Origin of the sequence: Haliscomenobacter sp. (genome assembly GCF_033763495.1) — a bacterium.
Lineage (GTDB): Bacteria > Bacteroidota > Bacteroidia > Chitinophagales > Saprospiraceae > Haliscomenobacter.
In genome coordinates, this window is the sequence record NZ_JANRKL010000233.1 from 142,365 (window position 1) to 164,656 (window position 22,292).

Below are 22,292 nucleotides of genomic sequence, written 5' to 3' on the forward strand. Positions count from 1 at the left end.
AACAGTGGTACTTCGACTATCCCAAGTGACCACGACTGACTGCTGATAGCTGATAGCTGACTGCTGACCGCTGATAGCTAAACAGTCCAGATATGGAAAGTTCGCAGGCGACAGCCACTTTAGAGCCTGAGGCCGCACCAAGTGCCCCTAAAATTTCAGGAGCAGAAGCGGTACTCCGTTGCTTTTTAGAAGAAGGAGTAGATACTATTTTTGGTTACCCCGGCGGCGCGATTATGCCCATTTACGATGCCCTGTACGACTATCAAGATCGACTGCGGCACATCCTCCCCCGCCACGAGCAGGGAGCGGTGCATGCTGCTGAAGGTTATGCCCGCGCTACCCGCAAAATCGGGGTCGCCATGGCCACGTCTGGCCCAGGTGCCATGAACCTGGTCACGGGTCTTGCTGATGCTTTATTGGATTCTACCCCGATCGTCTGCGTCACCGGTCAAGTCTTTTTTCACCTGCTGGGAACCGATGCTTTCCAGGAAACCGATGTGATCAATACCACCATGCCGGTTACCAAATGGAACGTACAGGTCACCCGCGCCGACCAGATTCCGGCAGCGATGGCCAAGGCCTTCCATATTGCGAATACTGGTCGTCCGGGTCCTGTTTTGGTCGACATCACCAAAAATGCGCAAAACGAGCTCATGGAGTTCTCGTACCAGCGCAAACCGCTCATCCGCAGCTATCATCCTGCTTCCAAGCCAGATCCTGAAGCACTCCGGGATGCTGCCGAGTTGATCAACAACGCTCAGAAACCAATGATTCTGGCTGGGCATGGCATCCAGATTGCCCATGCTCAGGAAGAGTTCAAAGCCTTTGTAGAAAAAACGGGGATTCCACTGGCTTGCACCATCCATGGGTTGTCTAGTATTCCCAACGATCACCCACTTCACATGGGTATGTTGGGCATGCATGGCAACTACGGCCCCAACATCAAACAGAACGAATGTGATGTGCTCATTGCCATTGGCATGCGTTTTGACGACCGTGTAACGGGCCGCCTCGACAAATACGCCAAACAGGCCAAAGTCATCCACATTGAGATCGATCCTTCGGAAATCCATAAAAACGTCCACGCTCATGTGCCTATTTTGGCCGACGCCAAGCAGGCCTTGAAGGGTTTGTTACCACTGGTTGTGGAAAAATCTTACCCCGAATGGTTGGCTGAGTTCCATGCCTGCGACGACATCGAATACAGCAAGGTCATCCACCGCGACATGCAGCCTTCCCCCAAGGGCGAAATCCGCATGGGTATGGTGGTCAACGAAGTATCCGAGCAAACCAAGGGTATGGCTATCGTTGCTACCGACGTAGGCCAACACCAAATGGTAGCTGCCCGCTACTACAAGTTTAAGGGCACCAATCAGTGGGTGTCTTCGGGTGGTGCAGGTACCATGGGGTATGGTTTGCCTGCTGCGATGGGCGCCAAGATGGCTGAACCACACCGCGAAACGGTCGTTTTTATTGGCGATGGTGGTTTCCAAATGACACTACAAGAACTGGGTACTTGTGCCCAGTGGCACATTGGCGTCAAAATCGTGATCCTGGACAACAACTTCCTGGGAATGGTGCGGCAATGGCAGCAATTGTTTTTTGAACGTCGTTACTCTTCTGTGGAATTGGTCAATCCTAATTTTGTCAAAATCGCCGAAGGATTTGGCGTTGCTGGCAAACAGATCACCAAACCAGAGGAAGTAAAAGACGCCATTGCGGAAATGTTGGCCCACGATGGCCCCTACCTATTGCACATAAGTGTGGAAAAAGAGGAAAACATTTTCCCAATGGTACCAGCGGGATGTGCAGTGGATGAGATAGTGCTTGAATAAAGGTGCGAAGTGATGAATGATAAGTGATGAGTAATGAATTGTCTTTGCCTTCAATTTCATCCTGATTCATCACTCATCATTCATCACTAATAATTAAATAAAATGACCAAGGAATATACGCTCACCGTTTTTACGGAGCACCAAACCGGGATGTTGTCGCGGGTAGTATCCATTTTTACCCGGCGTTACATCAACATTGAAAGTTTAACCACCTCCAAGTCCTCGATGCCGGGCATTCACCGTTTTACGATTGTGGTGAATACGACCGAAGATATGGTGCGCAAATTGTGCGGCCAATTGGAAAAACAAGTGGATGTGCTCAAAGCCTTCTACGATGAAAATGCGGAAATCGTTTACCAGGAAATTGCACTGTACAAAATTCCTACGCAGAAATTCATGCAGGGCAATCGGCTGGAAAAATTGATCCGCCAACACAATGCCAAAGTGTTGGAAATCGAAGAGGAGTACATCATTGTGGAAAAAACCGGGCACGCCGATGAGACCGAGGCGCTGCTGGAAGCTTTGAAAGAAATTGGGATTTTTGAGTTTGTCCGCTCGGGCCGGGTGGCCATCCCTAGGCCAATGGAGCGCTTGAGCAAGTACTTGCAACAATTGGAACTGGAGGCGGAGGAAACTTTGTGACCAACTCGGGGCTTCCTAAAATATTGAGGGGCATTGTACACAAACTTCGTACGATGCCCCTCAGTATTTTAGCCTATGGTCAATTATTGATTATACCAACGCATCAATTTCCATCTCCACCGGAACCATCCAACCACGCGTATCGGCAATCCGGCCGGTGCGCAAGCCTTCAATTTCAGATTTCAACATGCTACCAATTTTACGCGACTCTATCGCGGGCAAAGTCATCAGGTGGCCATTGTAGCTGATTTCGGATACATGGGAAACAACCGCCGCAGTTCCAGCCCCAAAGCACTCCTGCAACTTGCCAGCTGCGTGTGCGGCAACCACCTCATCGATGGTGATGGTTCTTTCTTCGACAGGAATACCTTTGTCCCGCAAAATGTGCAGGAAGCTGTCCCTGGTGATCCCTTTCAGGATGGTGCCGTCTGTATATGGGGTAACCACAACATCGTCAATCACAAAAAAGATGTTCATTGTCCCTGACTCCTGAACATTTTTGAATTCAGGGCCTTCCAGCCACATCACTTGGTCAAAACCTTGCTTCAGGGCATTTTGGGCAGGCAACAAGGACGCTGCGTAATTCCCAGCTGACTTGGCCTCTCCTGTACCTCCTTTACCCGCCCGGATGTACTGCGTTTCCGCCAACAAACGAACTGGCTTGGAGTAGTATGGTCCAACTGGACAAGTAAAGATGATGAACTTGTAGGTATCTGATGGTCTAACACCGATGAATTCATCCGTAGAGAACATGAAGGGGCGCAGGTACAGCGCACTTTCTTCACCAGAGGGAATCCAGTCAGCTTCCAAACCGACCAAAGCGTGTAGCGCATCCATAAACAGGTCTTCTGGAAATGCGGGCATACACATGCGCTCAGCTGAAGCATTGATGCGGTGTAGGTGCATTTCAGGACGCAGCAGCATGGGATGACCTTCCTGGTTTTTGGTGGCTTTCATGCCTTCAAAAATAGATTGGCCATAATGCAGGACCATTGAAGCTGGGTGCATTTCAAATGGTGCAAATGGCTCGATGCGTGGGTTCACCCACTCTCCCCTTTCATAATCCGCCACAAACATGTGGTCGGTGAATACCCGACCGAATGGAAGGTTATTAAAGTCCAGCGTTGAGAGTCTGGAATTTTGGGTCCTCGTAATCTGGATTTTGTTTTTCATGGTGATCAACAAATTTTCAACGAAATTACATAAATTTATGCAAAGATTCTAGCTTTTACAGCAAATACCGATTTTTATTCGGCATTATTTGGATTCTTAACTAGATTAAAGAATTTAATTTTGAACACTTCGTTTTTAGACTACAAAGTATTTGTTCCTGGGGAAAGTGCGGAGCAGCAGCAAAAACTCAAAGGTAAACACGCTAAAGGGCTACTGTTGCTTTTTGTAAGTCGTGAGCAACAGAGCGAGCTTTTGGATTTTTTAAAAAAAATCCTCCTTGCCGTACAGTTTGACCTTGAGGAAGATACTGCCTATTTAGACATAAACGCAGGCGAAGCCGTAAACGTGGCCTCACTAGCTGCAATAAATGCATCCAAAACGGTAATTTGTTTTGGTTTCCCCTTGCCACAACTTGGATTTCACTTCGAAATCCCCAATTATTACCCTTTTAAACACCAGGGCACTACCTATTTGTTCGTAGACGACCTGTTGACCATTTACGAAGAACGTCAGGCAGGGGGTAAAAAGTTGTCGGGAGCCTTGTGGAAATGTTTGCAGGAAATGTTTAAATGAAAAGTTATGGAAATCGTCAATTCATCCAAGCGCAAATTTGATGCCATCGTTATTGGTTCCGGAATGTCGGGTGGAATCGCGGCCAAAGAATTGTGTGAAAAAGGGTTAAAAACCTTAGTCCTTGAACGTGGCCCCAAACTGGACCACATTGCCGATTACCATACCGCCAATACCCCATTGTGGGAATTGCCTCACCGCAATCGTCAAACTTGGGAAGATAAAAACAGCACCCACCCTATCCAGTCCAAGTGTTACGCCTTTAATGATGGCACCCGGCATTTGTTTGTCCGCGACGACGAAAATCCCTACCAACAAGTCAAACCTTTTTCTTGGATCCGTGGCTATCATGTGGGTGGTAAAAGTTTGATGTGGGCTCGTCAGAGCTACCGCATGGCACCCCTGGAATTTGAAGAAAACGCCATCGATGGCCATGGCAACGATTGGCCCATCCGCTACAATGACCTCGCCCCCTGGTATTCCTACATCGAACGTTTTGTGGGCATTAATGGCCTAAAAGAAGGCCGGGAGATGTTGCCCGATGGCGAGTTCCTGCCACCCATGGAGTTAACGCCCATCGAAAAAAACTTCAAGGCAGCGGTCGAGCAGAAATACACTGGCCGCTACGTTGTCACCGGGCGAAGTGCCAATGTAACGGTCAAACACAATGGCCGAGGCCCTTGTCAATACCGCAACCTGTGCCATCGGGGTTGCCCTTATTCCGCCTATTTCAGCAGTCAATCCGGCTCCTTGCCTGCGGCGGCAGCAACCGGAAAGATGACCCTACGCCCAGACAGCATCGTCCACAGCATCATTTACGATGAAAGTAAAGGGAAAGCCACCGGAGTACGGGTCATTGATGCCAATACCAAGGAGACGGTGGAATATTCTGCCAATATCATCTTTGTGAATGCGGCTACCCTCAATACAACCCTGATCCTGTTGAACTCAACCAGCAATCGTTTCCCCAATGGTTTAGGCAACGATTCAGGAGTATTGGGCCATTACCTGATGGACCACAACTACCGCACCGAAATTTCAGGCACCCATGAGGGTTTTTTGGACAAATATTACAAAGGGCGACGACCAAATGGGTTTTACGTTCCCCGCTTCCGCAATGTGGGCAGCGACAAACGAAAAGATTACCTGCGCGGTTTTGCCTTCGGAGGAAGTTGTGAGCGTTCAGGTTGGGAGCAAGGGCTCTGGCGGAAGGGTTTTGGAGCTGATTTTAAAAACTCCATTACCAAACCCGGCCCCTGGAGCATTTTTATGCAATCGCAAGCAGAAATGTTGCCCGAATTCAACAACCATGTCAAAATCAACCGCAAGATCACCGATCCCTGGGGGATGCCTACTCTGGACATAGATTGTGCCTACGGTCAAAATGAAGACTACATGGACAAGGACATTGCGGTTGTTGGCCGGGAGATGTTGGAAGCAGGTGGGTTCAAAAACATCAACATCAATTACAACAACGGAAAACCTGGGATTGGCATCCACGAGGTCGGCACAGCCCGCATGGGTAAAGACCCCAAAACCAGCATTTTGAATGGCTGGAATCAGGTCCATACTGTAAAAAATGTGTTTGTTACCGATGGCGCGAGTTTGCCTTCACAAGGTAGCCAAAATCCAAGCATCACCTTTATGGCCTTGACGGCCAGGGCCTGTGATTATGCGGTGAAGGAATTGAAGAAGAAGAATCTGTAAGGTAGGTCGAGAAGTTGAGGGGTTGAGAAGTCGCTGCGGTAGCCTCAACTTCTCAACCCTCAACTTCTCAACTTCTTCAAAACATGGAAGTCCAGGCCTTCGTATTTTCATCAATGGGCAAATCAGGAATCCAAACACCTGGAACTGGATCATAATTCAAGGCTTGGGTTGCACCAATCTGGGAGGTAAAATAACCATGCAGCGTTAATTCCTTAAGCAACTGAAAGAATTGGGGCTGGCCATTTTTGGCAGGTGCTGCCTCCAATTGGGTCATCATTTGAAAACGCTCATTGTCGTTGAACTGCAAGTAACTTTGGCTCATTTCCCGCTGGCATTTTTCTTCCACTGCGTTTAAATCAGCCCAAAATTGATCGCGTTGTTGGGGGGAAAAACAAGCCTCCACCGCCAGTGCAATAAAATCGTGCACTCCAGCAGCCTTCGCACCAGGGGTATCCGTAGTTGGAATGATGGTATCTGCTAATTCCGCCAGCAATTCCAATTGTGCAGTGGGAACAACAGCTAAAATCGGCTCCGGGTTGGCCAAAGCCTTGGCCAGCATTTCGGGCAAAATGGTGATGGTCCCAGCCAAAAGAATGGTTTTTTTCAGCGCATTCCTACGGTGCATACGAATTGATTTTGATCAAAAGCAATTTACAAAAAAATACCCCGAGCAAAAGACATTGCTCAGGGTATTTTTTTGATTTATTTCTATTCGATGATTAGTCGTTCAATACTTTTGTCACCAAAGCAGCAGCATCGGCCAATTGGATCGCAGAGTATACTTTTAAGCCTGACTCATCGATCATCTTTTTCGCCATATCCGCATTGGTGCCTTGTAAACGCACAATGATGGGAACCTCGATGTTGCCCATGTTCTTGTAGGCATCAATTACCCCTTGTGCCACGCGGTCGCAGCGTACAATTCCACCAAAAATGTTGATCAGGATCGCTTTTACCGCTGGGTCTTTCAAAATGATTTTGAAGGCATTTTCTACCCGGGCCGCATCTGCTGTACCACCTACGTCGAGGAAGTTGGCTGGTTCACCACCCGATAGTTTGATGATGTCCATGGTAGCCATGGCCAGGCCTGCTCCGTTCACCATACAACCTACGTTACCATCCAGTTTTACGTAGTTGAGTTCGAACTCTTGGGCTTCTACGTCAGTTGGGTCTTCTTCTGCGGTATCGCGCATTGCTTCAAGATCAGGATGGCGATACAGGGCGTTATCGTCGAGAGACACTTTAGCATCTACGGCAAGAATGCGCTCATCCCCTGTACGCAGACAAGGGTTGATTTCGAACAAAGAAGCGTCGGAAGCAACAAAAGCTGTGTACAACTTGGTGATAAAAGTGGTAAATTCTTTAAACGCTTTGCCACTCAAACCCAAATTGAAGGCAATTTTACGGGCCTGGAAACCTTGGAAGCCAACGAGTGGATCAACCCACTCTTTTTGTACTTTTTCAGGCGTATGCTCGGCAACTGCTTCGATGTCCATGCCACCTTCAGTGGAATAGATGATGACGTTGCACTTCTTCTCACGATCCATGAGGATGGATACGTAGTATTCTTTATTGGCACTAAAGTCTGGTGCGTAACAATCTTCAGCGATCAATACCTTGCTCACCAGTTTGCCAGGACCTTCCATCCCACCTGGAGTTTGGGGCGTTTTCAGCATCATGCCCAGGATGTTGCCCGCATGGGTTTTGAGGTCATCCAGGTTTTTAGCCAATTTTACACCTCCGCCTTTACCGCGTCCTCCTGCATGGATTTGGGCTTTCACTACCACTACACCGCCACCTAGCTGTTGCCAAGCTGCTTCAGCTTCTTCTACAGTGTTTGCAACAATGCCCTTTTGAACGGCTACTCCGTAGCGCGTGAGGATTTCTTTTCCTTGATATTCGTGAAGATTCATAACAAATCAGATATGTGTTTTTGGAGGATTTGGGTTATGCTTTTAAAAGCGGCTCAAAGCTACGCATCTAAAGTGGAATGCGGAAAAGGTAGAGAAAAAAAGTTTAGACAATTTACGATTGAGTCCTTTTCAAAAAAATCAGCATTTTTTTCCAAATTTTATTCAAAAACTTGGATTCTACCGTACTTTTAGCACCTGAATAAACATCAACAACTCATGCAAAAAATTAAAGCTGCGGTAGTAGGGCTCGGTTTCATTGGCCCAGCCCACGTAGAAGCGCTGCGGCGCGTACCCACGGTAGATGTCATTGGAGCCTTGCATTTTGATTTGGAAAGCAGCCGCCAAAAGACCCAGGAACTCGGTATTGCCAAAGCTTATGGATCATTTGAAGAAGTGATCGCCGATCCAGAAGTGCAAGTTGTACACATTTGCACCCCTAACGCCATGCATTACCATCAGGCCAAAGCGGCATTGCTGGCAGGCAAACACGTCGTATGTGAAAAACCATTGGCTACCACTATCGCTGAAGCCGAAGAGCTGGTGGAACTGGCAGCCAAAACCGGTTTGGTCAATGCAGTCCACTTCAACATCCGCTACTACCCCATCGTTCGTCAGATGAGGGTGATGCGCGAAAAAGGAGAATTGGGCGATATCTATTCCGTGATTGGGACTTACCTGCAAGACTGGTTGTTCAAAGATACCGATTACAACTGGCGCCTCGAACCCGAACAATCGGGCGAAAGCCGGGCCATTGCCGATATTGGCTCCCACATCATGGACTTGCTGGAGTACATCACCGGAGTGAAAATTGCAGCGGTTATGGCGGATTTCAATACGGTCCACAAATTTCGTAAAAAGCCATTGAAGCCCGTCGAAACTTATTCTGGTAAAATATTGACTGCCGAAGACTACAAAGATGTGCCCATTACCACCGAAGACCATGCCAACGTCCTGGTGCGCTTCGACAATGGCAACCGTGGCGTGATCACCGTAAGTCAGGTATCCGCTGGTCGCAAGAACCGGATTGACCTGGAAATTTCCGGCTCTGTTTCTACTTTCCACTGGTGCTCCGAATCGCCGAACAACCTCTGGATCGGGAACCGTGATGGCTTCAATGGCCAACTGATGCGCGACCCATCCTTGTTCCACGGCGAAGCCAGAAGTGTGGTTTCTTTCCCTGGCGGCCACAACGAGGGTTTCCCGGATACCTCCAAACAATTGTTCAAAGAAGTATACCAGGCCGTAGCTGAAGGCAAACAACCTGCCAATCCTACCTTCCCCACCTTTGCCGATGGTTTGCGCGAGCTACTGATCTGCGAAAGAATTGTGGAAAGCAATAAGAAGCAGGCTTGGGTAACTGTTTAAAAATTACGAATTTTTCGAATGACGAATGACGAATACCGGGAAACCCTGGTTTTATTCGTCATTCGTCATTCAATTATTCGTCATTCCAAATAAATTTATGTTAGATCTCGGTTTTGTCTCCGCCATTCTTGTCGATCACAGCTTTGAAGAAGTGATGGCTTATGCAGCAGCCAATGGTTTCCGCTGTGTCGAAATCATGTGCTGGCCCAAGGACAACAGTGATTCTCGTCGTTATGCAGGGGTAAGCCACATCGATGTGGATGCCTTGGATGCTACGGCCATCAAGCACATCAAAGCCATTCAACAAACAACGGGGGTATACATCTCCGGATTGGGCTACTATCCCAATCCACTGGATGCCAATGAAGAGCAAGGGGCTTATTTCAGAGCACACCTTCAAAAGGTAATCAAAGCTGCTGCTGCGCTGGATATACCCGTAGTCAACACCTTCATCGGCCGGGATCAATCGCGCAACATTGCAGACAACTTGAGCAAATACGCGGAAGTGTGGCCTGAGCTCATTCAAACCGCAGAAGCACACGGGGTGAAAATTGGCATTGAAAACTGCCCCATGTTTTTTACCAACGACGAATGGCCAGGCGGCAAAAACCTGGCGATCAGCCCTGCTGTGTGGGACAAAATGTTCGAAATCATTCCCAGTGCAGTCCTCGGGCTCAACTACGATCCTTCACACCTGGTTTGGCAAATGATGGACCCCATCCAGCCCATTTACGACTACAAGGATCGCCTGCACCACATCCACTTAAAGGACGCCAAAGTTTATCCACACAAGTTGAACCGGGTGGGCATTATGGCCAATCCGTTGGAGTACCATTCTCCAAAATTACCCGGATTAGGCGATGTCGACTGGCGCAAGTTTTTTGCGGCTTTGACGGATGTGCGTTATCGCGGGCCAGTGTGTATTGAGGTGGAAGACAAGGCGTACGAAGGTTCCGATGAGGATGTCAACAGCGCGATTTTGACGGCACGGAATTATTTGCGGCAGTTTTTGGCTTAAGCTAGTTGCTTGCAAATTTGGTTCTTTTGTAATAAATTAGGCTAGATCAAATTCTTCCCAAATGAGGAATTGAGCATACTATGTCCGAAATCAATCCCACTTTTTATCTTTCCAGAGTAGCCTTGGTAGTGCAACCCGGGCAAAATCAACTACGTGCTTTCAGTGCCGAAAAAGGAGCCTGGGTCAGCCAGGAAGTGGTCATCAACATTGATGAAGACGACCGCTATCTAGTGGATACCAACGTAGCCCTGGTCGTACAACCTGGCCAAAACTTCCTACGCGCCTTCAGTGGTATTCTGGCTACCTGGGCCAATCTGGAAGTGCCCGTCAACAACCGCGAGGGGGACCACTACGCCGTTCGTGGCAACGTCGCCCTTGCCGTCCAGCCCAGTCGCAACCGCATCCACGCTTACAGCTCTTTTTCGGGAGTCTGGTCCACCATCAACATAGAGGTGAACAACAATGAGGGCGACGTAGAATTGATTGAACAAAACCTGGCCTTGGTGATTCAACCGATGCGGGACCGACTCTGTGCATATAGTGCGTTTACGGGTACCTGGGAGGTCGTCAATGCAGCTATTGACTCCAATCGGGGCGAGACCTATTTGATTGATACCAATATTGCGCTGGTGGTACAACCTGGCCAAAATCATATCCGGGCGTACAGTGCGGCAACTGGCACTTGGGCCCACCTCAATGTGAGTGTAGATCCCCGCCACGGCGATGCTTACCGAATTGGTGCCAATGTTGCCTTGATTATGCAGCCTTTTCAGAATAAAATTCGTGCGTTTAGCGCGATTACGGGCTCCTGGAGCACACTTGATGTTGCGGTGAATCCGAGCGAAGGCGATCAGTTTTTTGTGTCCGGCAATGTAGCCATGGTGATCCAACCTGGGCAGGACAAAATTCACGCTTTTAGTGCGATGAATGGCCAGTGGGCCAGTTTAGCTGTATCGGTGGATGCAAGGGATAAGGATGTATATTTGATGGGGAAGGATGCGGTATTGGGTTAAAAGGAAAATAAAAAAGGCAAGAAACTGATTACCAGTAACTTGCCTGATTTTGCGGAGGAGGAGGGATTCGAACCCCCGGTACCTCTCAGTACGGCAGTTTTCAAGACTGCTGCAATCAACCGCTCTGCCACTCCTCCGTTGGGCAGATTTGCTACACCTTTTTGGCGAAGCGAGTGCAAAGATAAATGCCTTTGTGAAAAAAGGAAATCTTCGCCTAAAAATAATTTCTTTTACCCCCTTTCTTTTGATTATGATTCCTTCCACTCAAGGGGTTGGGGCTTAATTCCAGCTTTTTTTAGTAAGCGAAGCATTCCATTTTGCCCCCCTAAATGTGCTGCTCCAACTGCACAAAACACTGAATTGTTCTCAATAAGTTCCAACAAACGGGCCACCATAAAGATGTTGCGGTCATAAAGCAAAATTTTCCGGGCACCGCCCACATGTTTTTTGGCTGCTTTAAACAGGGCCTGATAATCTCCACTGGCGTATATTTCTACCATCTTGAACAACTCGCGGCGTTCCTTGCCTATGTGTTTCCCCAAATACAACAAATCTTTGATCTGGTCCTCCAATGGAATTTTTTGCAGTACGAGTGCTTGTTGTTCTACCGTTTCCAGACCAGTAGTTATTTTGTTCATTCTGATGGCGTAATCCCAAAGGTAGCGATCAAGAGAATAAGGTTGATCAGCAGGTAAAAGGTTGTCGTGTACAAGATTCACCAAAAGAATCGGTAAAAAACGATCATATAGACCAATGTCCTGGCCACAGGCCTTACGAATGATATTGCGCAGTTTCGTGTATTTCTTCGGAGGTAAAATGCTGGAAAGTGTGCGATAATCTGACAGAAGGGCGTGTTGTACAAACTCTGAAGAACCCATTTCATCCAAATTGATTTCAGCAGCGAAGACCCGGACCTTTTCAATAAGGGCACAGTAGTCGCTAATTTGAAAAAAAGCTTCGTCACATTTGGCATGAATTGTGCCTAACAAATAAGAAGTCTGTCCACCATCTTCCTTTTCCAATTGCCACAATAAAGTCCGCTTTTTTTTCTTCATAACCTAGTGTGATCTCCTGCCACTTGGGTTAGGCAAAAGATAAGTTCCTCCTAATATGTAAAGCCGCTGAACAAACAAAACTATTTGTTCAGCGGCTAAGATACAAAAGTGAACAGGCTTTTAGTCGTATTTGTAAGGTAAAACCTTTGAATCTTTTACAGTAGACAGAGTCATTAACGTTTTTAAACGCTCGATCTCTTCGATTTGGGAAAGTGTTTTGAACAACAATTGTTCATAAGTGGGAATATCCCGACAGACGATTTTGATCAGGAAATCAGCTTCACCTGTAATGATGTAGCATTCTACAATTTCCTCGATCTGTTTGATTTTATCCAAAAAGTTGTTGAGGGCGTTTTCTTTCTGCCAGGCCAGGGAAACCAAAACGAAAGTTTTTACATTCAGGCCAATGGTTTGCGGGTTTACTTTGGCGTGGTAGCTTTCAATGATTTCACTAGATTCTAGTTTCTTGACTCGTTCGAGTGTGGGAGCAGGTGAAAGGCCAATTTTTTTGGAAAGATCAAGGTTTGTGATCTTTGAATTATCCTGAAGTATTCTCAGAATTTTCAGGTCAATTTTATCCAATTTTTCCGACATGGGTACGGTAAGTTAACTGAACGATATGAATTAGCTTGCAAGATAGGGACATAAACATAATTTTACAACTGTGCAACCAAATAATACCTAATTTTATTTTAAATAATTTCCATTTTCTACAACCTAGCACTACAAAATTCCGAATGAGATAATACAACATCACTATATGAAGCTATATCTCAAAAACTAAGCGTTTTCCTAAAAATATTATTTTGGTTTTTTAAGCCCAAACCACACAATCCTAGTTGAGAAGGTTGAGGGGAGTTGACAAGGTTTAGGCTGCCGCAGTAACTTGGACAAGGACATTGCCAAAATCACTGCGACAGCCTAAATTTTCTCAACTTTTCAAACCTTATGGCCAAATGCCTAAGGACATGTAGTCGTTGCTGATTTTATTGATGGCGTTCACCATCGCTGCAGTCCGCAAATCGCTAATTTTTGGGTGCGTAACCATCACTTCCCGAATTTGGTGATAGGCCGTAATCATGGTTTCTTCCAAACCGGAGCGCACCAAATCGATTTCGTCAGCCCCCCGAGCGATTACTTTCATTTCTTCGGTTGTCACATCACGGCCTGTCATCCGTTCAACCAGGTTGACCATATCCATCATCCTGCCCTGATTGAAGCGTTTGTCCATGCGTCCAAAACGCATGTGCGACAGGTTCTTCAACCACTCAAAATAGGAAACGGTGACCCCACCCGCATTAAGGTAAAAGTCGGGAATGATTAGTTTTTTTGCAGCCAGGAGCACTTCCTCAGCATCGGCTGCAACGGGGCCATTGGCTGCTTCTGCAATGATCTTTGCCTTGATCTTGCTGGCATTTCCACTGGTGATTACACTTTCTAATGCCGCAGGAATCAACACGTCGCACTCAAACTCGAGGGCCAATTCACGTTGGGCTTTGTCGAAACTTTGGGCTCCGGGGTAGTTCAGGATAGACCCATTGTACTTGCGGTATTTGAGCAATTCGTGGATGTCGATACCATCTGGATTATAAATGGCACCTTCCACTTCTCCTACCCCAACCAAAATCATTCCACCTTCATCCTGGCAAATGGTTCCGGTAAAAGTACCTACATTCCCCAGCCCTTGTAGTACGAAGGTTTTGTCTTTGGTGCCTGAACTAAGGCCGACTTTTTTCATGTCTTCGGCCACACTGCAAGCTTCCCGAATACCATAAAAAACGCCACGCCCCGTTGCTTCCTCGCGGCCGCGCACCCCATTTTGGGTGACTGGTTTTCCGGTTACGCAACCCGCAGCATCGATTTCTTCACCTTTGAATGCACGATAAGTGTCGTAAATCCAGGCCATTTCACGAGAGCCGGTCCCGTAATCTGGCGCAGGTACGTCAACGGATGGTCCAATCATGTTGCGTTTGATCAGCTCAGCGGTGTAACGGCGGGTGATTTTTTCCAATTCCTCAGGAGTATATTCCCAGGGGTTGATTTTTACCCCACCTTTGGCACCGCCAAATGGTACGTCAACGATGGCACATTTGTAAGACATCAAAGAAGCAAGAGCCATGACTTCCTCCTGGTTGACGTGGTTGCTGAAACGAATGCCACCTTTGGTCGGGGTACGGTGGTGACTGTGTTGCACCCGATAGGCCTCGATCACTTTTACTTCGTCGCGCAGTTTTACCGGAAAGTTCATCCGATAAACCGAGTTACAAACTTTGATCTGGTCCAGCAGCCCCTGTGGTAGTCCGGTGTGTGGTGCCGCCCGGTCGAAGTAGTATTCTACACTTTCGTAGAATCCGCCTTTTTTACTCATTGTCTTTAATTTGGTTTTCCAATTTGGTTAGCTTACGGTCCAAGTATATTAAAAAAAGGACAATACCGAAGAAGATGATCAGGATGACGGCTACAACCACATATATATGGCCTATGCTACGCAAAAAATCGCCACTCGCTTGTTGAGCAAAGGCCATTTGCTGAAAAAGTAGCGTCATTACACAAACAAGTGAAAGGCGATTCCAGATCATGATGCATTAGATTTATTTTGAAGAAAAGAAAAATTTATGGATTTGGAAGCGTGTTATGCATCCAGTAGTTTCTGTTGTAGTTTTTCGACGCGGTAGGCGACCGAAGCGACCCAGAAACCCAGCAAAGTCCAGCCGATGCCTGCCGGATAAAAGACCATTCGCATGGTGTTGTCCAGGTCTTCTCCACCAAAAGCGGGGTTGCCTCCATTGCCGGGGTGCAAACTGTCGGTCATCCGGGGAATGACAAAGAGGAGCGGGATGAGTGCAGCGAAAGCAAAAATGTTGTACACTGCCGATAAGCGGGCTTTCTTCTCTTCGTCCTGAAAGGCGCCCCGCAAAATAAAGTAGGCAGAATAAATCAGTAAGGCAACCGCTGTCATGTTTTGTTTGACGTCCCAGCTCCAGAAAGCGCCCCAGGTGTATTTGGCCCAGATAGCTCCGGTTACCGTACCTAAAAGGCCAAACACGAATCCGGCCCGGTTCAATGCTAAAGTCCGTTGATCTGCATCTGGGTCGTATTTGCGCAAATAACGAAAGCTAAAATTGACCGAGAACATAAACAAAAAAATCATGGCGAACCAAAGCGGGACGTGAAAGTATTGGTTGCGGATGGTTTCGTACAAAACTGAACGGTAGGGAAAGGTAAGTTTTGGTCCAGCGTTGAGTTGATCCATTTTATCCACTGACCAAAGTTTTTTTCCTTCCAAAAGATTCACCGAATCTTGGGTAAGGGCGATTCCTTCGGGGAGGACGATGGCACCATCAATGGGGCTATCCAAAATCAGACTGCAGGCATCGTCTTTGGATTCCGAAGGCAGGTACTGCGGCAGGTTGAAATGGAGCTTCATCGTGCGATCATTCACGACTTCAATCCGTGCTGCTTTCAGGACTACATCCCCCTCCAGCTTCAACCAGGCCCGCAGTTCATTTTTGGCCTTGGAATAGTAGGAGTTGTAACCAGTTACTGTCAATTCAACTTCTTTACCTGCCTGTAATGCTCTTGGTGTGACCTCAGCAATACCTGGTTTGAGTGGGATTAACAGGCCCGCCAAAAAGGTATACACGAGGATGACCACTGCCAATATTTTCCACCAGCTCTGACGTATCATAGTTGTTTTTTTAGTCTCTCCACAAAAAAGGGTATAAAACCAGGGTTAAGCCTGCCAATACCAAGTCGATTGCCACCAAAATACCAATGTCCTTTATGGCCCCGGTGTCTTCCAACATCCCGGTTGCACCCACTGAAAGTTTAATTAAGGTCATCAAAATTGGGATGACCAAAGGGAAGCTTAAAATGGCCAGGAGGGTTGAATTATTGTCGGCTTTAGAAGAAATGGCTGCCACGAAGGTAAACAATATCGAAAAACCTGTGCTACCTAAAAAGAGGGCCAGCAGGAATGCAGAAAATTCTTCCACTTTGTTGCCAACTATAAAAGCGAGGGCGGCCCAGGTCAGCAGACTCAGAAACAGCAGCAAAGAAATGTTGTAAATCATCTTGGAGACGATTACAGCAAGAGGATCCAATAACCCGTAATAATACAACTGCCGTGCGCCGTTTTCTTGCACAAAACTTTTGACAATGGCGTTGACCGAAGCAAACAGCATAATGATCCAAAATAAGGTGACCCAAAGCATTGGACTATTCACTCCCTGAAAAAATGCAGCATACACAATGAATACCGTAGACACTACATACAATAGGATGCCACTGATGGCATAACCCATCCTTAGTTCCAAGACAAGTTCCTTGCGGAGTAGGATGCTGATTTGCTTAAAAAAGTTCATGGCAGCAAATTTAGGAACGTGTGGGAAATAAGTTATACATTTGTAAGCTTCTTTTCATCACGAAAAATCGAAAGGATGCCTTTTTTTTTGTTTGTCCTGCTTTCCAGCTTACTGACGCCTGCGGCTAAACCATTCGTTGCACCAGATTACCTTACTGTTGTTCCTCAAGCTGGTGATGGCATACTTTCAATCCTGCGTAGGTATGATTTGGACAAATACCGCTGTAACCTCGATAAATTTTGTGAGCTGAACAAGGTTACGCTAAAAAATAGCTTGATCAAGGGAAAAAAATACTTCTTACCCATTCAAATCAGGGCTTTTGATGGCAAATCCATTCGCAGTTCTCTGGGGATCAGCAATTTCGATGTAGCCAAGGGAATTGAAATCTACAATACCTTAATGGCAAGCAAAGGGCTTAAAGCAAAAGCATTCAGAGAAGATAGGTTACTCTGGGTGCCCCATCATGCTTTAAATAATTGTACAGCAACAGAGTCCAAAACAACGGTATCTACCAATCAAACGGGCAAAACTCCATTGCCAGAAAATGAGCGGGTTGATCCGGGTTTTCAAAAATTGAGTAACCCAGGCAAACGCAAATTTCCCATTTTTGGAGAAACATACGCTTATACGCCTCAGTTGAGCAGTCGATTGCAAGGTAGGATTTATTACATCGATGCCGGACATGGAGGTATTGATCCCGGGGCAATTGGCCGTTATGGCGGCTACGACTTGTGCGAAGATGAATATGCCTACGATGTTTCTTTACGCCTTTGCCGCAAGCTCATTGAGCACGGAGCTACCACTTACATGATCACTCGCGACCCAAACGATGGCATTCGAGGTGGGACTGTGCTCAAATGTGACAAAGATGAAGAAGTATGGGGAGGACAGCGGATAAAAACAGGGCACGCCGATCGATTGCACCAACGCTCCAACATCATCAATCAATTGTATGAGCAAAATCGGAAGGCTGGTATTACCCAACAATTTACCATCAGTATCCATGTTGATTCCAGAGGAAAGAAACAAGTTGACTTGTTTTTGTACTATCAATCTACCAGCGAAACCAGCAAAAAACTAGCCCTGAATTTGCATCAATCCATTAAAAACAAATACCAGATTTATCGCAAAAATGGTCGCTATCAAGGCTCGGTTAGTACTCGCAACCTGCACATGCTGCGCGAATGCAAACCAGTTGGTATTTACCTGGAATTGGGTAATATTCAAAATGCGCTGGATCAGCAACGGATTGTGCTGGAAAGCAATCGTGAAGCCCTGGCCAAATGGTTATTTGAAGGGCTAGCCGGGCAATAAGGGGCGATAAAAAATACATGTTCATTTTGCCCCACTACTAAGGTACTTTACTTGCTTTTTTGTTTTTCCAAACTTATGATTTGTGCAGCAATTTTTCGGCATTCTGCAGGCAAATTCTGCCAACATGCTGCTGACCAAACCGGGATTAATTCCCAAGCTTCCTGCTTAAGTTGTTCCTGTTGTTGCCACTCCCATGCATAATCCGTAGCTTCCATTTGGCTCAAAAAACCATCGCCTAGAAAAGCGATTTCTCGCTCTTCTTGTTGGTCTTTTTCGAAAGCAAGGGGTAGAATTAGCCCATTGTCAAGCCTGAGCGTTTGTTTTAACCTATCCGTTCCAAAGTAGGGGTGAATTCCAGCCCGAAAATTCGACCAGAAAAAATTTATGCCATTTTCTAGTTCAATATTGGGGTCCTCTTCAGTTTTTCTTGCTCCTATCTCTTGATCTGAACTGAAGACGATCAGCTTTTTTCCCAAATTTGAGTAGCTACTGAGTTGATTGGAGGTATGGCTGGTAGTTGTCCAAACAACCACCCAGTCAAAAATAGTAGAACTCAGCTGAGGCATTATTTCAGTGTCAAATTCGGCCCCAAAGCAAAGTATTGGAAATAAATCTGTGTATGTTTCAAGCTCAGCTTGGGTCAAAAGTTCAGTCTCGTTTTTGGAGGAAATTTTGATCCCTCTACTATTTTTTTGCAGGATTGTCTTTTTTTGTTGCCAAACGCGATTTATCTGCTCAGGCATGGATGCTTTACATTCCAGCCAGGATTGGTAGTATTCTTTTAAAGGCGGAGCACCTAAAGGCACATCAATACTTTTTGTTCGGAGGAGCACTTGATAAATGTACCAGTTTTGGAAAGCGCCGAGCCATGTATCCAGGCTGTTTTCTGCAAGGGCTTTTAGTAGGTTTTGTTCCAATGCTGTGCGTTGCAACCAAAAACGTTGCCAGTTATAAAAGGCCACAAAATCAGACATGTTTTGCTGTAAATTGGCCAGTTGTTGCTGCACCTGCCCCAAATATTGCTTTCGTTTGTGGAGGGTTAGCATTTTGTTATCCAACCTGTGGTCTAACACTTCTGTTGTGTTGAATTCAGCCAACAACTCATCCATTTCCTCTTCAAGCTCGGCAATTTGAACTTTTGACACCAAACCTGGCAATACGGACTTTGCGTTCAGGCGCAATTGTTCTTCCTGAATAAATTGCCCCAGTCCATGATGCCCACTTTTTAAAGTGTTCCCAAAAGATTCCAAGGCTTGTTTAAGAGGAGCAATCGATCGCGTTTCGTTTGGAGTAGGCCAGGCAAAAGTAAACCAAGCTAAGCGCTCAAACTTCTGTTTAAGTGCTTCGTAAGCCTGAATCAGTTTCTTGTATGCTCCAATTGCAGATTTTCCTTGAGCAGAAAGAGGCCTATACCATTTGATTTTACCCAGTTTTGCATTCAAAAAAGGCTCCCCATATTTGCTTGTGTTGTCTTTGATTTGATCTAGCAATTGATCTGTCTCGTGTAAAAATTCCTGGGTATATTGCTCAAAATATTGACGTAATAAGCGTCCATAGTCATCAATGTGCTGATTGTATTTCTGCGCCAAAGTACCAAACCTTGCCTGGTAGGCCCCCAACTTTTCCTGACTAAAACGTTCCGCAGTTTTTTCATCTTTTTTCAGGAAAATTTGAGCATTCAACTGTTGTAAAGGATGGTCTAATCTTTGAACCAAATGATACAAAGATTGAGCTTCCTGAATCATAGACAAAAGCTTTTGGTATTCCTCAAAATTAAAATCATAAGTATCCTGAAGCAAAGAAATATTCAAGGCGCCACTATTCATCTGAGTCTGATTGCTCCAATATAAGCCTAGCAGAGCAGGCCAGTTCAGATTTCCGAAAACTGGTTTGCGCACTGCCTGGTACGTTTTGTTTAGGCGTAGTTGGAGCCGCTCCAATTTGTCTAGCGCGAGATCAAAGCCGATTGTTTTATTGGGGGAGGAAATTTTCCTCTTTGGTCCCATTTGGGCATGGATATCGCGTAATAAATGTTTATTTAATGCTGCTGAAGCTACATTCCAGATACAATAATCTGCCAATTGATCTTTTTCAAGCTTGGTTTTGATTAATTTTACGTGTTCAGTGTCAATGTTCAGTATTAGGCATTTTTCACCGTAGACCAGTGCATTAAGGGCAAGTTGCTCCACAAAATGTAACTGTTCTAGAATAGTCCACCCTTTAATTTCAATCTGGGGTTGACTGAGTATCACTTGCCAGGCTTGGGCCTGTTTGGGATTTAGTTCAATTGCGCTTGGTCTTAGCATCATTTTGCAATAGATTTTACAACTTGCAGCAACATTGTTTTACTTTTGAGCCAAATATAGTACTAAACCAAGATTGAATAAAAAAAATGATACCTAACATCGCGGTGGTATTGACGGATCCTCAACAACGGATCATTTGGGTTAATGATGATTTTACAGCTATTACGGGATATAGCCTAGGTGAAGCTATTGGGCGCAATCCGGGTAAAATGCTCCAGGGCCCTAATACCGAAGCGGAAGTTATTGAACGGATTCGGAAATCCATTCAACAAAGAGTTCCATTTCGGGATCAATTGACCAACTATCGAAAAAATGGAGAACCTTATTTGTGCAAACTGGTTATCCATCCCGTATTTGATCGCAATCAGGAGCTTATCCATTTTATAGCATTTGAAGTTGATGGCAACGTTGTTGCCGATGAATTCAACATTCCTTTGATGAATTTGAGTGAAAAATACCGGTCGAGTAGCCTACGTAGCATTGATGAAATAAAGCTATATGATCAACTCAAACAAATATTGGAAACTGAAAGGTTGTATCTAGATCCGCAACTTTGTCTAAAGACAGTAGCCGACCGATTGAATACAAACACCAAATATTTGTCCCAGGTTGTCAACCATCAAGCTGGCATGAATTTTCAGCAATTTATCAATTTGTACCGGGTTAAAGAAGCAAAGCACAAGATTGTTAAAGACTCCTTTAGCAACCTTACTTTATATGGCATCGCCCTACAATGTGGTTTTAAAAATAAATCGACTTTTTACAAAGTTTTTAAAGAAGTAACTGGTTTTACGCCGAAAGACTTTGTACTGTTCAATAGATAATTCGTTTTGAGCTGTTTTCTGCCAAAATTTATTGCTGCTTGCCATTCTTATAATTGTATTCCAGGTTTATTTTTCCATTTTCATCATAATACCGAAATGGGCCATCCAATTTGCCACCTTCATAGCTAATTTCTTTCTGGATTCCCCCGCTTCTGTTGTATTCCCTGTAAATTCCGTCCAATACACCATCTTTATAAGTGGACTCTTGGGTTAAATTCCCATTCGTAAATTTTGCTACCTTACCGTGCAACTGATTATTCTTATAGCTTGCACTAAGTGAAATTTGTCCAAATCCATCAAATTCAAGATAAGGGCCATTGTATTTACCATTTACGTAACTTGCAATTTTAGCCGGATACCCCCCTTCTCCCTGAAAAATAACCCAGGTTCCGATTTTGAGACCTTTAGCGTCTGTAATGCCTTCTTCCAATACCTTACCACTTGCATCCTTTTTTATGGCGATATGGTTATTTGTTCCAGGGACCTTTTCCATGTCAAATAAGGCGTCCATTTCAACGGCATCTCCATTCGTTGATTCTATATTCTGCTTTTCATTTCCTCTTGAATTACAGGCTGTCAACAAAATCACTAAGCAAAAGAAGGCGGTATAGGTTCTCATTATCTCAATTTCTTCGCGCAAAGAAATCTATTTTAGGTGAAATTTGGAACAATCGGTTCAAGTATCTGCTTGCAAATTTCTTCATTCAAATCAAACACCATATATTAAAGGGTTAAAAATGAGATTTTTGCAAAAACAAAAAACAGCAAAGTAAAAAAGTAAAAAATTTTTCAGCTCCAGATTAGTCTAGTTCCAGTATGTTCAATATTTTTGCGGAACATTGCTAGGATTCCATTTTTTTTTGCTCATGTCAAATCGAAACCTCGCCTCCCTACCATTCGGGATACATAGGTTTCAGCGTTCTACCCCCACAATCTAGGAGTGCCTTTTTCACTCCTGATGGTTCTTTTATTGCAAAACAGATATTGCGACAGTATGTGCTAATTGCTGAACGTTGACCTTTTGTATTAAGCTTATATAACCAAATTTTTTTAATCATTTTCTTATGAAACAAACGACCTTTACTAGCTGGATGACCAAAACAGCAAGCGCGTGCTTGGTGGTTTTGGCTAGCTTGGTTTTCGGTACCAATTTAACTGCTCAAAATTGTGGTTGCTACAATGTGACAGTTACT

20 protein-coding genes and 1 tRNA gene are annotated in these 22,292 nt (G+C 45.4%); 9 read left to right on the forward strand and 12 right to left on the reverse strand.

What is annotated here, in order from left to right:
* Nucleotides 1-92 precede the first annotated feature (92 nt).
* Together ilvB and ilvN are read left to right on the forward strand one after the other, a co-directional pair.
* Entirely contained in the window at nucleotides 93-1,835 is a 1,743-nt protein-coding gene (ilvB, locus tag SFV55_RS28060) for a biosynthetic-type acetolactate synthase large subunit (protein WP_320032912.1), read from the forward strand.
* Between the two features lie 102 nt (nucleotides 1,836-1,937).
* Nucleotides 1,938-2,477, forward strand: a complete 540-nt coding sequence (gene ilvN / locus SFV55_RS28065; RefSeq protein ID WP_320032913.1) for an acetolactate synthase small subunit — start codon at nucleotides 1,938-1,940, stop codon at nucleotides 2,475-2,477.
* 90 nt (nucleotides 2,478-2,567) lie between these two features.
* On the opposite strand, the gene SFV55_RS28070 is transcribed toward ilvN, so the two are convergent.
* Complete coding sequence (locus tag SFV55_RS28070) at nucleotides 2,568-3,650, reverse strand: branched-chain amino acid aminotransferase (protein WP_320032914.1); 1,083 nt, start codon at nucleotides 3,648-3,650, stop codon at nucleotides 2,568-2,570.
* Nucleotides 3,651-3,770: 120 nt separating this feature from the next.
* Between SFV55_RS28070 and SFV55_RS28075 the strand changes: the two genes are divergently transcribed.
* Both SFV55_RS28075 and SFV55_RS28080 read left to right on the forward strand, forming a co-directional pair.
* Nucleotides 3,771-4,223: a hypothetical protein gene (locus SFV55_RS28075; protein WP_320032915.1), complete on the forward strand. Its 453-nt coding sequence runs from the start codon at nucleotides 3,771-3,773 to the stop codon at nucleotides 4,221-4,223.
* Nucleotides 4,224-4,229: 6 nt separating this feature from the next.
* Nucleotides 4,230-5,927, forward strand: coding sequence for a GMC family oxidoreductase (locus tag SFV55_RS28080; RefSeq protein WP_320032916.1), 1,698 nt, complete (start codon nucleotides 4,230-4,232; stop codon nucleotides 5,925-5,927).
* A gap of 76 nt (nucleotides 5,928-6,003) precedes the next feature.
* On the opposite strand, the gene SFV55_RS28085 is transcribed toward SFV55_RS28080, so the two are convergent.
* Nucleotides 6,004-6,552, reverse strand: a complete 549-nt coding sequence (locus SFV55_RS28085) for a gluconate 2-dehydrogenase subunit 3 family protein (protein WP_320032917.1) — start codon at nucleotides 6,550-6,552, stop codon at nucleotides 6,004-6,006.
* Nucleotides 6,553-6,646: 94 nt separating this feature from the next.
* On the reverse strand, nucleotides 6,647-7,840 hold the full coding sequence (gene sucC, locus SFV55_RS28090) for an ADP-forming succinate--CoA ligase subunit beta (protein WP_320032918.1): 1,194 nt from the start codon (nucleotides 7,838-7,840) through the stop codon (nucleotides 6,647-6,649).
* 216 nt (nucleotides 7,841-8,056) lie between these two features.
* On the opposite strand from sucC, the gene SFV55_RS28095 reads away from it, so the two are divergent.
* From SFV55_RS28095 to SFV55_RS28105, 3 genes are all read left to right on the forward strand, one after another.
* Nucleotides 8,057-9,205: a Gfo/Idh/MocA family oxidoreductase gene (locus SFV55_RS28095; RefSeq protein WP_320032919.1), complete on the forward strand. Its 1,149-nt coding sequence runs from the start codon at nucleotides 8,057-8,059 to the stop codon at nucleotides 9,203-9,205.
* Nucleotides 9,206-9,302: 97 nt separating this feature from the next.
* On the forward strand, nucleotides 9,303-10,223 hold the full coding sequence (locus tag SFV55_RS28100; protein ID WP_320032920.1) for a sugar phosphate isomerase/epimerase: 921 nt from the start codon (nucleotides 9,303-9,305) through the stop codon (nucleotides 10,221-10,223).
* A gap of 80 nt (nucleotides 10,224-10,303) precedes the next feature.
* Nucleotides 10,304-11,236, forward strand: coding sequence for a hypothetical protein (locus SFV55_RS28105; RefSeq protein ID WP_320032921.1), 933 nt, complete (start codon nucleotides 10,304-10,306; stop codon nucleotides 11,234-11,236).
* A gap of 52 nt (nucleotides 11,237-11,288) precedes the next feature.
* Here the strand turns inward: SFV55_RS28105 and SFV55_RS28110 are convergent.
* The 7 genes from SFV55_RS28110 to SFV55_RS28140 form a co-directional block, all read right to left on the reverse strand.
* Nucleotides 11,289-11,373: transfer RNA gene (locus tag SFV55_RS28110), tRNA-Ser, on the reverse strand.
* 111 nt (nucleotides 11,374-11,484) lie between these two features.
* Entirely contained in the window at nucleotides 11,485-12,291 is an 807-nt protein-coding gene (locus SFV55_RS28115) for a TraB/GumN family protein (protein ID WP_320032922.1), read from the reverse strand.
* A gap of 120 nt (nucleotides 12,292-12,411) precedes the next feature.
* On the reverse strand, nucleotides 12,412-12,885 hold the full coding sequence (locus SFV55_RS28120; RefSeq protein ID WP_148270552.1) for an Lrp/AsnC family transcriptional regulator: 474 nt from the start codon (nucleotides 12,883-12,885) through the stop codon (nucleotides 12,412-12,414).
* Nucleotides 12,886-13,237: 352 nt separating this feature from the next.
* Nucleotides 13,238-14,659, reverse strand: a complete 1,422-nt coding sequence (locus SFV55_RS28125) for a Glu/Leu/Phe/Val dehydrogenase (RefSeq protein WP_320032923.1) — start codon at nucleotides 14,657-14,659, stop codon at nucleotides 13,238-13,240.
* Nucleotides 14,652-14,870 carry a CcmD family protein gene (locus tag SFV55_RS28130; RefSeq protein WP_320032924.1) on the reverse strand — a complete coding sequence of 73 codons (219 nt, stop codon included), beginning with the start codon at nucleotides 14,868-14,870 and terminating at the stop codon, nucleotides 14,652-14,654. Before SFV55_RS28130 ends, SFV55_RS28125 begins: the two co-directional genes overlap by 8 nt.
* 53 nt (nucleotides 14,871-14,923) lie before the next feature.
* Entirely contained in the window at nucleotides 14,924-15,979 is a 1,056-nt protein-coding gene (locus SFV55_RS28135) for a cytochrome c biogenesis protein (protein WP_320032925.1), read from the reverse strand.
* 10 nt (nucleotides 15,980-15,989) lie between these two features.
* A complete protein-coding gene (locus SFV55_RS28140; protein ID WP_320032926.1) occupies nucleotides 15,990-16,655 on the reverse strand; it encodes a heme exporter protein CcmB in 666 nt (221 codons plus the stop codon).
* Between the two features lie 75 nt (nucleotides 16,656-16,730).
* On the opposite strand from SFV55_RS28140, the gene SFV55_RS28145 reads away from it, so the two are divergent.
* Nucleotides 16,731-17,969 carry an N-acetylmuramoyl-L-alanine amidase gene (locus tag SFV55_RS28145; RefSeq protein WP_320032927.1) on the forward strand — a complete coding sequence of 413 codons (1,239 nt, stop codon included), beginning with the start codon at nucleotides 16,731-16,733 and terminating at the stop codon, nucleotides 17,967-17,969.
* Nucleotides 17,970-18,016: 47 nt separating this feature from the next.
* Here SFV55_RS28145 and SFV55_RS28150 read toward each other — a convergent pair whose 3' ends face one another.
* Nucleotides 18,017-20,278 (reverse strand): hypothetical protein, encoded by a 2,262-nt coding sequence (locus SFV55_RS28150; RefSeq protein ID WP_320032928.1) that lies wholly within the window; start codon nucleotides 20,276-20,278, stop codon nucleotides 18,017-18,019.
* Between the two features lie 83 nt (nucleotides 20,279-20,361).
* Between SFV55_RS28150 and SFV55_RS28155 the strand changes: the two genes are divergently transcribed.
* The gene (locus SFV55_RS28155; RefSeq protein WP_320032929.1) at nucleotides 20,362-21,099 is read left to right on the forward strand and encodes a helix-turn-helix domain-containing protein; all 738 of its coding nucleotides are present in this window, start codon (nucleotides 20,362-20,364) and stop codon (nucleotides 21,097-21,099) included.
* A gap of 28 nt (nucleotides 21,100-21,127) precedes the next feature.
* On the opposite strand, the gene SFV55_RS28160 is transcribed toward SFV55_RS28155, so the two are convergent.
* Nucleotides 21,128-21,739: a hypothetical protein gene (locus SFV55_RS28160; protein ID WP_320032930.1), complete on the reverse strand. Its 612-nt coding sequence runs from the start codon at nucleotides 21,737-21,739 to the stop codon at nucleotides 21,128-21,130.
* Nucleotides 21,740-22,292 lie beyond the last annotated feature (553 nt).

Bases quoted from the DNA above. Each gene is read 5' to 3' on its own strand.
- SFV55_RS28140 (WP_320032926.1), bottom strand. From the start codon at position 16,655: ATGAACTTTTTTAAGCAAATCAGCATCCTACTCCGCAAGGAACTTGTC.
- SFV55_RS28085 (WP_320032917.1), bottom strand. From the start codon at position 6,552: ATGCACCGTAGGAATGCGCTGAAAAAAACCATTCTTTTGGCTGGGACC.
- SFV55_RS28130 (WP_320032924.1), bottom strand. From the start codon at position 14,870: ATGATCTGGAATCGCCTTTCACTTGTTTGTGTAATGACGCTACTTTTT.
- SFV55_RS28155 (WP_320032929.1), top strand. From the start codon at position 20,362: ATGATACCTAACATCGCGGTGGTATTGACGGATCCTCAACAACGGATC.
- SFV55_RS28115 (WP_320032922.1), bottom strand. From the start codon at position 12,291: ATGAAGAAAAAAAAGCGGACTTTATTGTGGCAATTGGAAAAGGAAGAT.
- SFV55_RS28120 (WP_148270552.1), bottom strand. From the start codon at position 12,885: ATGTCGGAAAAATTGGATAAAATTGACCTGAAAATTCTGAGAATACTT.
- SFV55_RS28105 (WP_320032921.1), top strand. From the start codon at position 10,304: ATGTCCGAAATCAATCCCACTTTTTATCTTTCCAGAGTAGCCTTGGTA.
- SFV55_RS28080 (WP_320032916.1), top strand. From the start codon at position 4,230: ATGGAAATCGTCAATTCATCCAAGCGCAAATTTGATGCCATCGTTATT.
- sucC (WP_320032918.1), bottom strand. From the start codon at position 7,840: ATGAATCTTCACGAATATCAAGGAAAAGAAATCCTCACGCGCTACGGA.
- SFV55_RS28125 (WP_320032923.1), bottom strand. From the start codon at position 14,659: ATGAGTAAAAAAGGCGGATTCTACGAAAGTGTAGAATACTACTTCGAC.
- ilvN (WP_320032913.1), top strand. From the start codon at position 1,938: ATGACCAAGGAATATACGCTCACCGTTTTTACGGAGCACCAAACCGGG.
- ilvB (WP_320032912.1), top strand. From the start codon at position 93: ATGGAAAGTTCGCAGGCGACAGCCACTTTAGAGCCTGAGGCCGCACCA.
- SFV55_RS28070 (WP_320032914.1), bottom strand. From the start codon at position 3,650: ATGAAAAACAAAATCCAGATTACGAGGACCCAAAATTCCAGACTCTCA.
- SFV55_RS28150 (WP_320032928.1), bottom strand. From the start codon at position 20,278: ATGATGCTAAGACCAAGCGCAATTGAACTAAATCCCAAACAGGCCCAA.
- SFV55_RS28100 (WP_320032920.1), top strand. From the start codon at position 9,303: ATGTTAGATCTCGGTTTTGTCTCCGCCATTCTTGTCGATCACAGCTTT.
- SFV55_RS28135 (WP_320032925.1), bottom strand. From the start codon at position 15,979: ATGATACGTCAGAGCTGGTGGAAAATATTGGCAGTGGTCATCCTCGTG.
- SFV55_RS28095 (WP_320032919.1), top strand. From the start codon at position 8,057: ATGCAAAAAATTAAAGCTGCGGTAGTAGGGCTCGGTTTCATTGGCCCA.
- SFV55_RS28145 (WP_320032927.1), top strand. From the start codon at position 16,731: ATGCCTTTTTTTTTGTTTGTCCTGCTTTCCAGCTTACTGACGCCTGCG.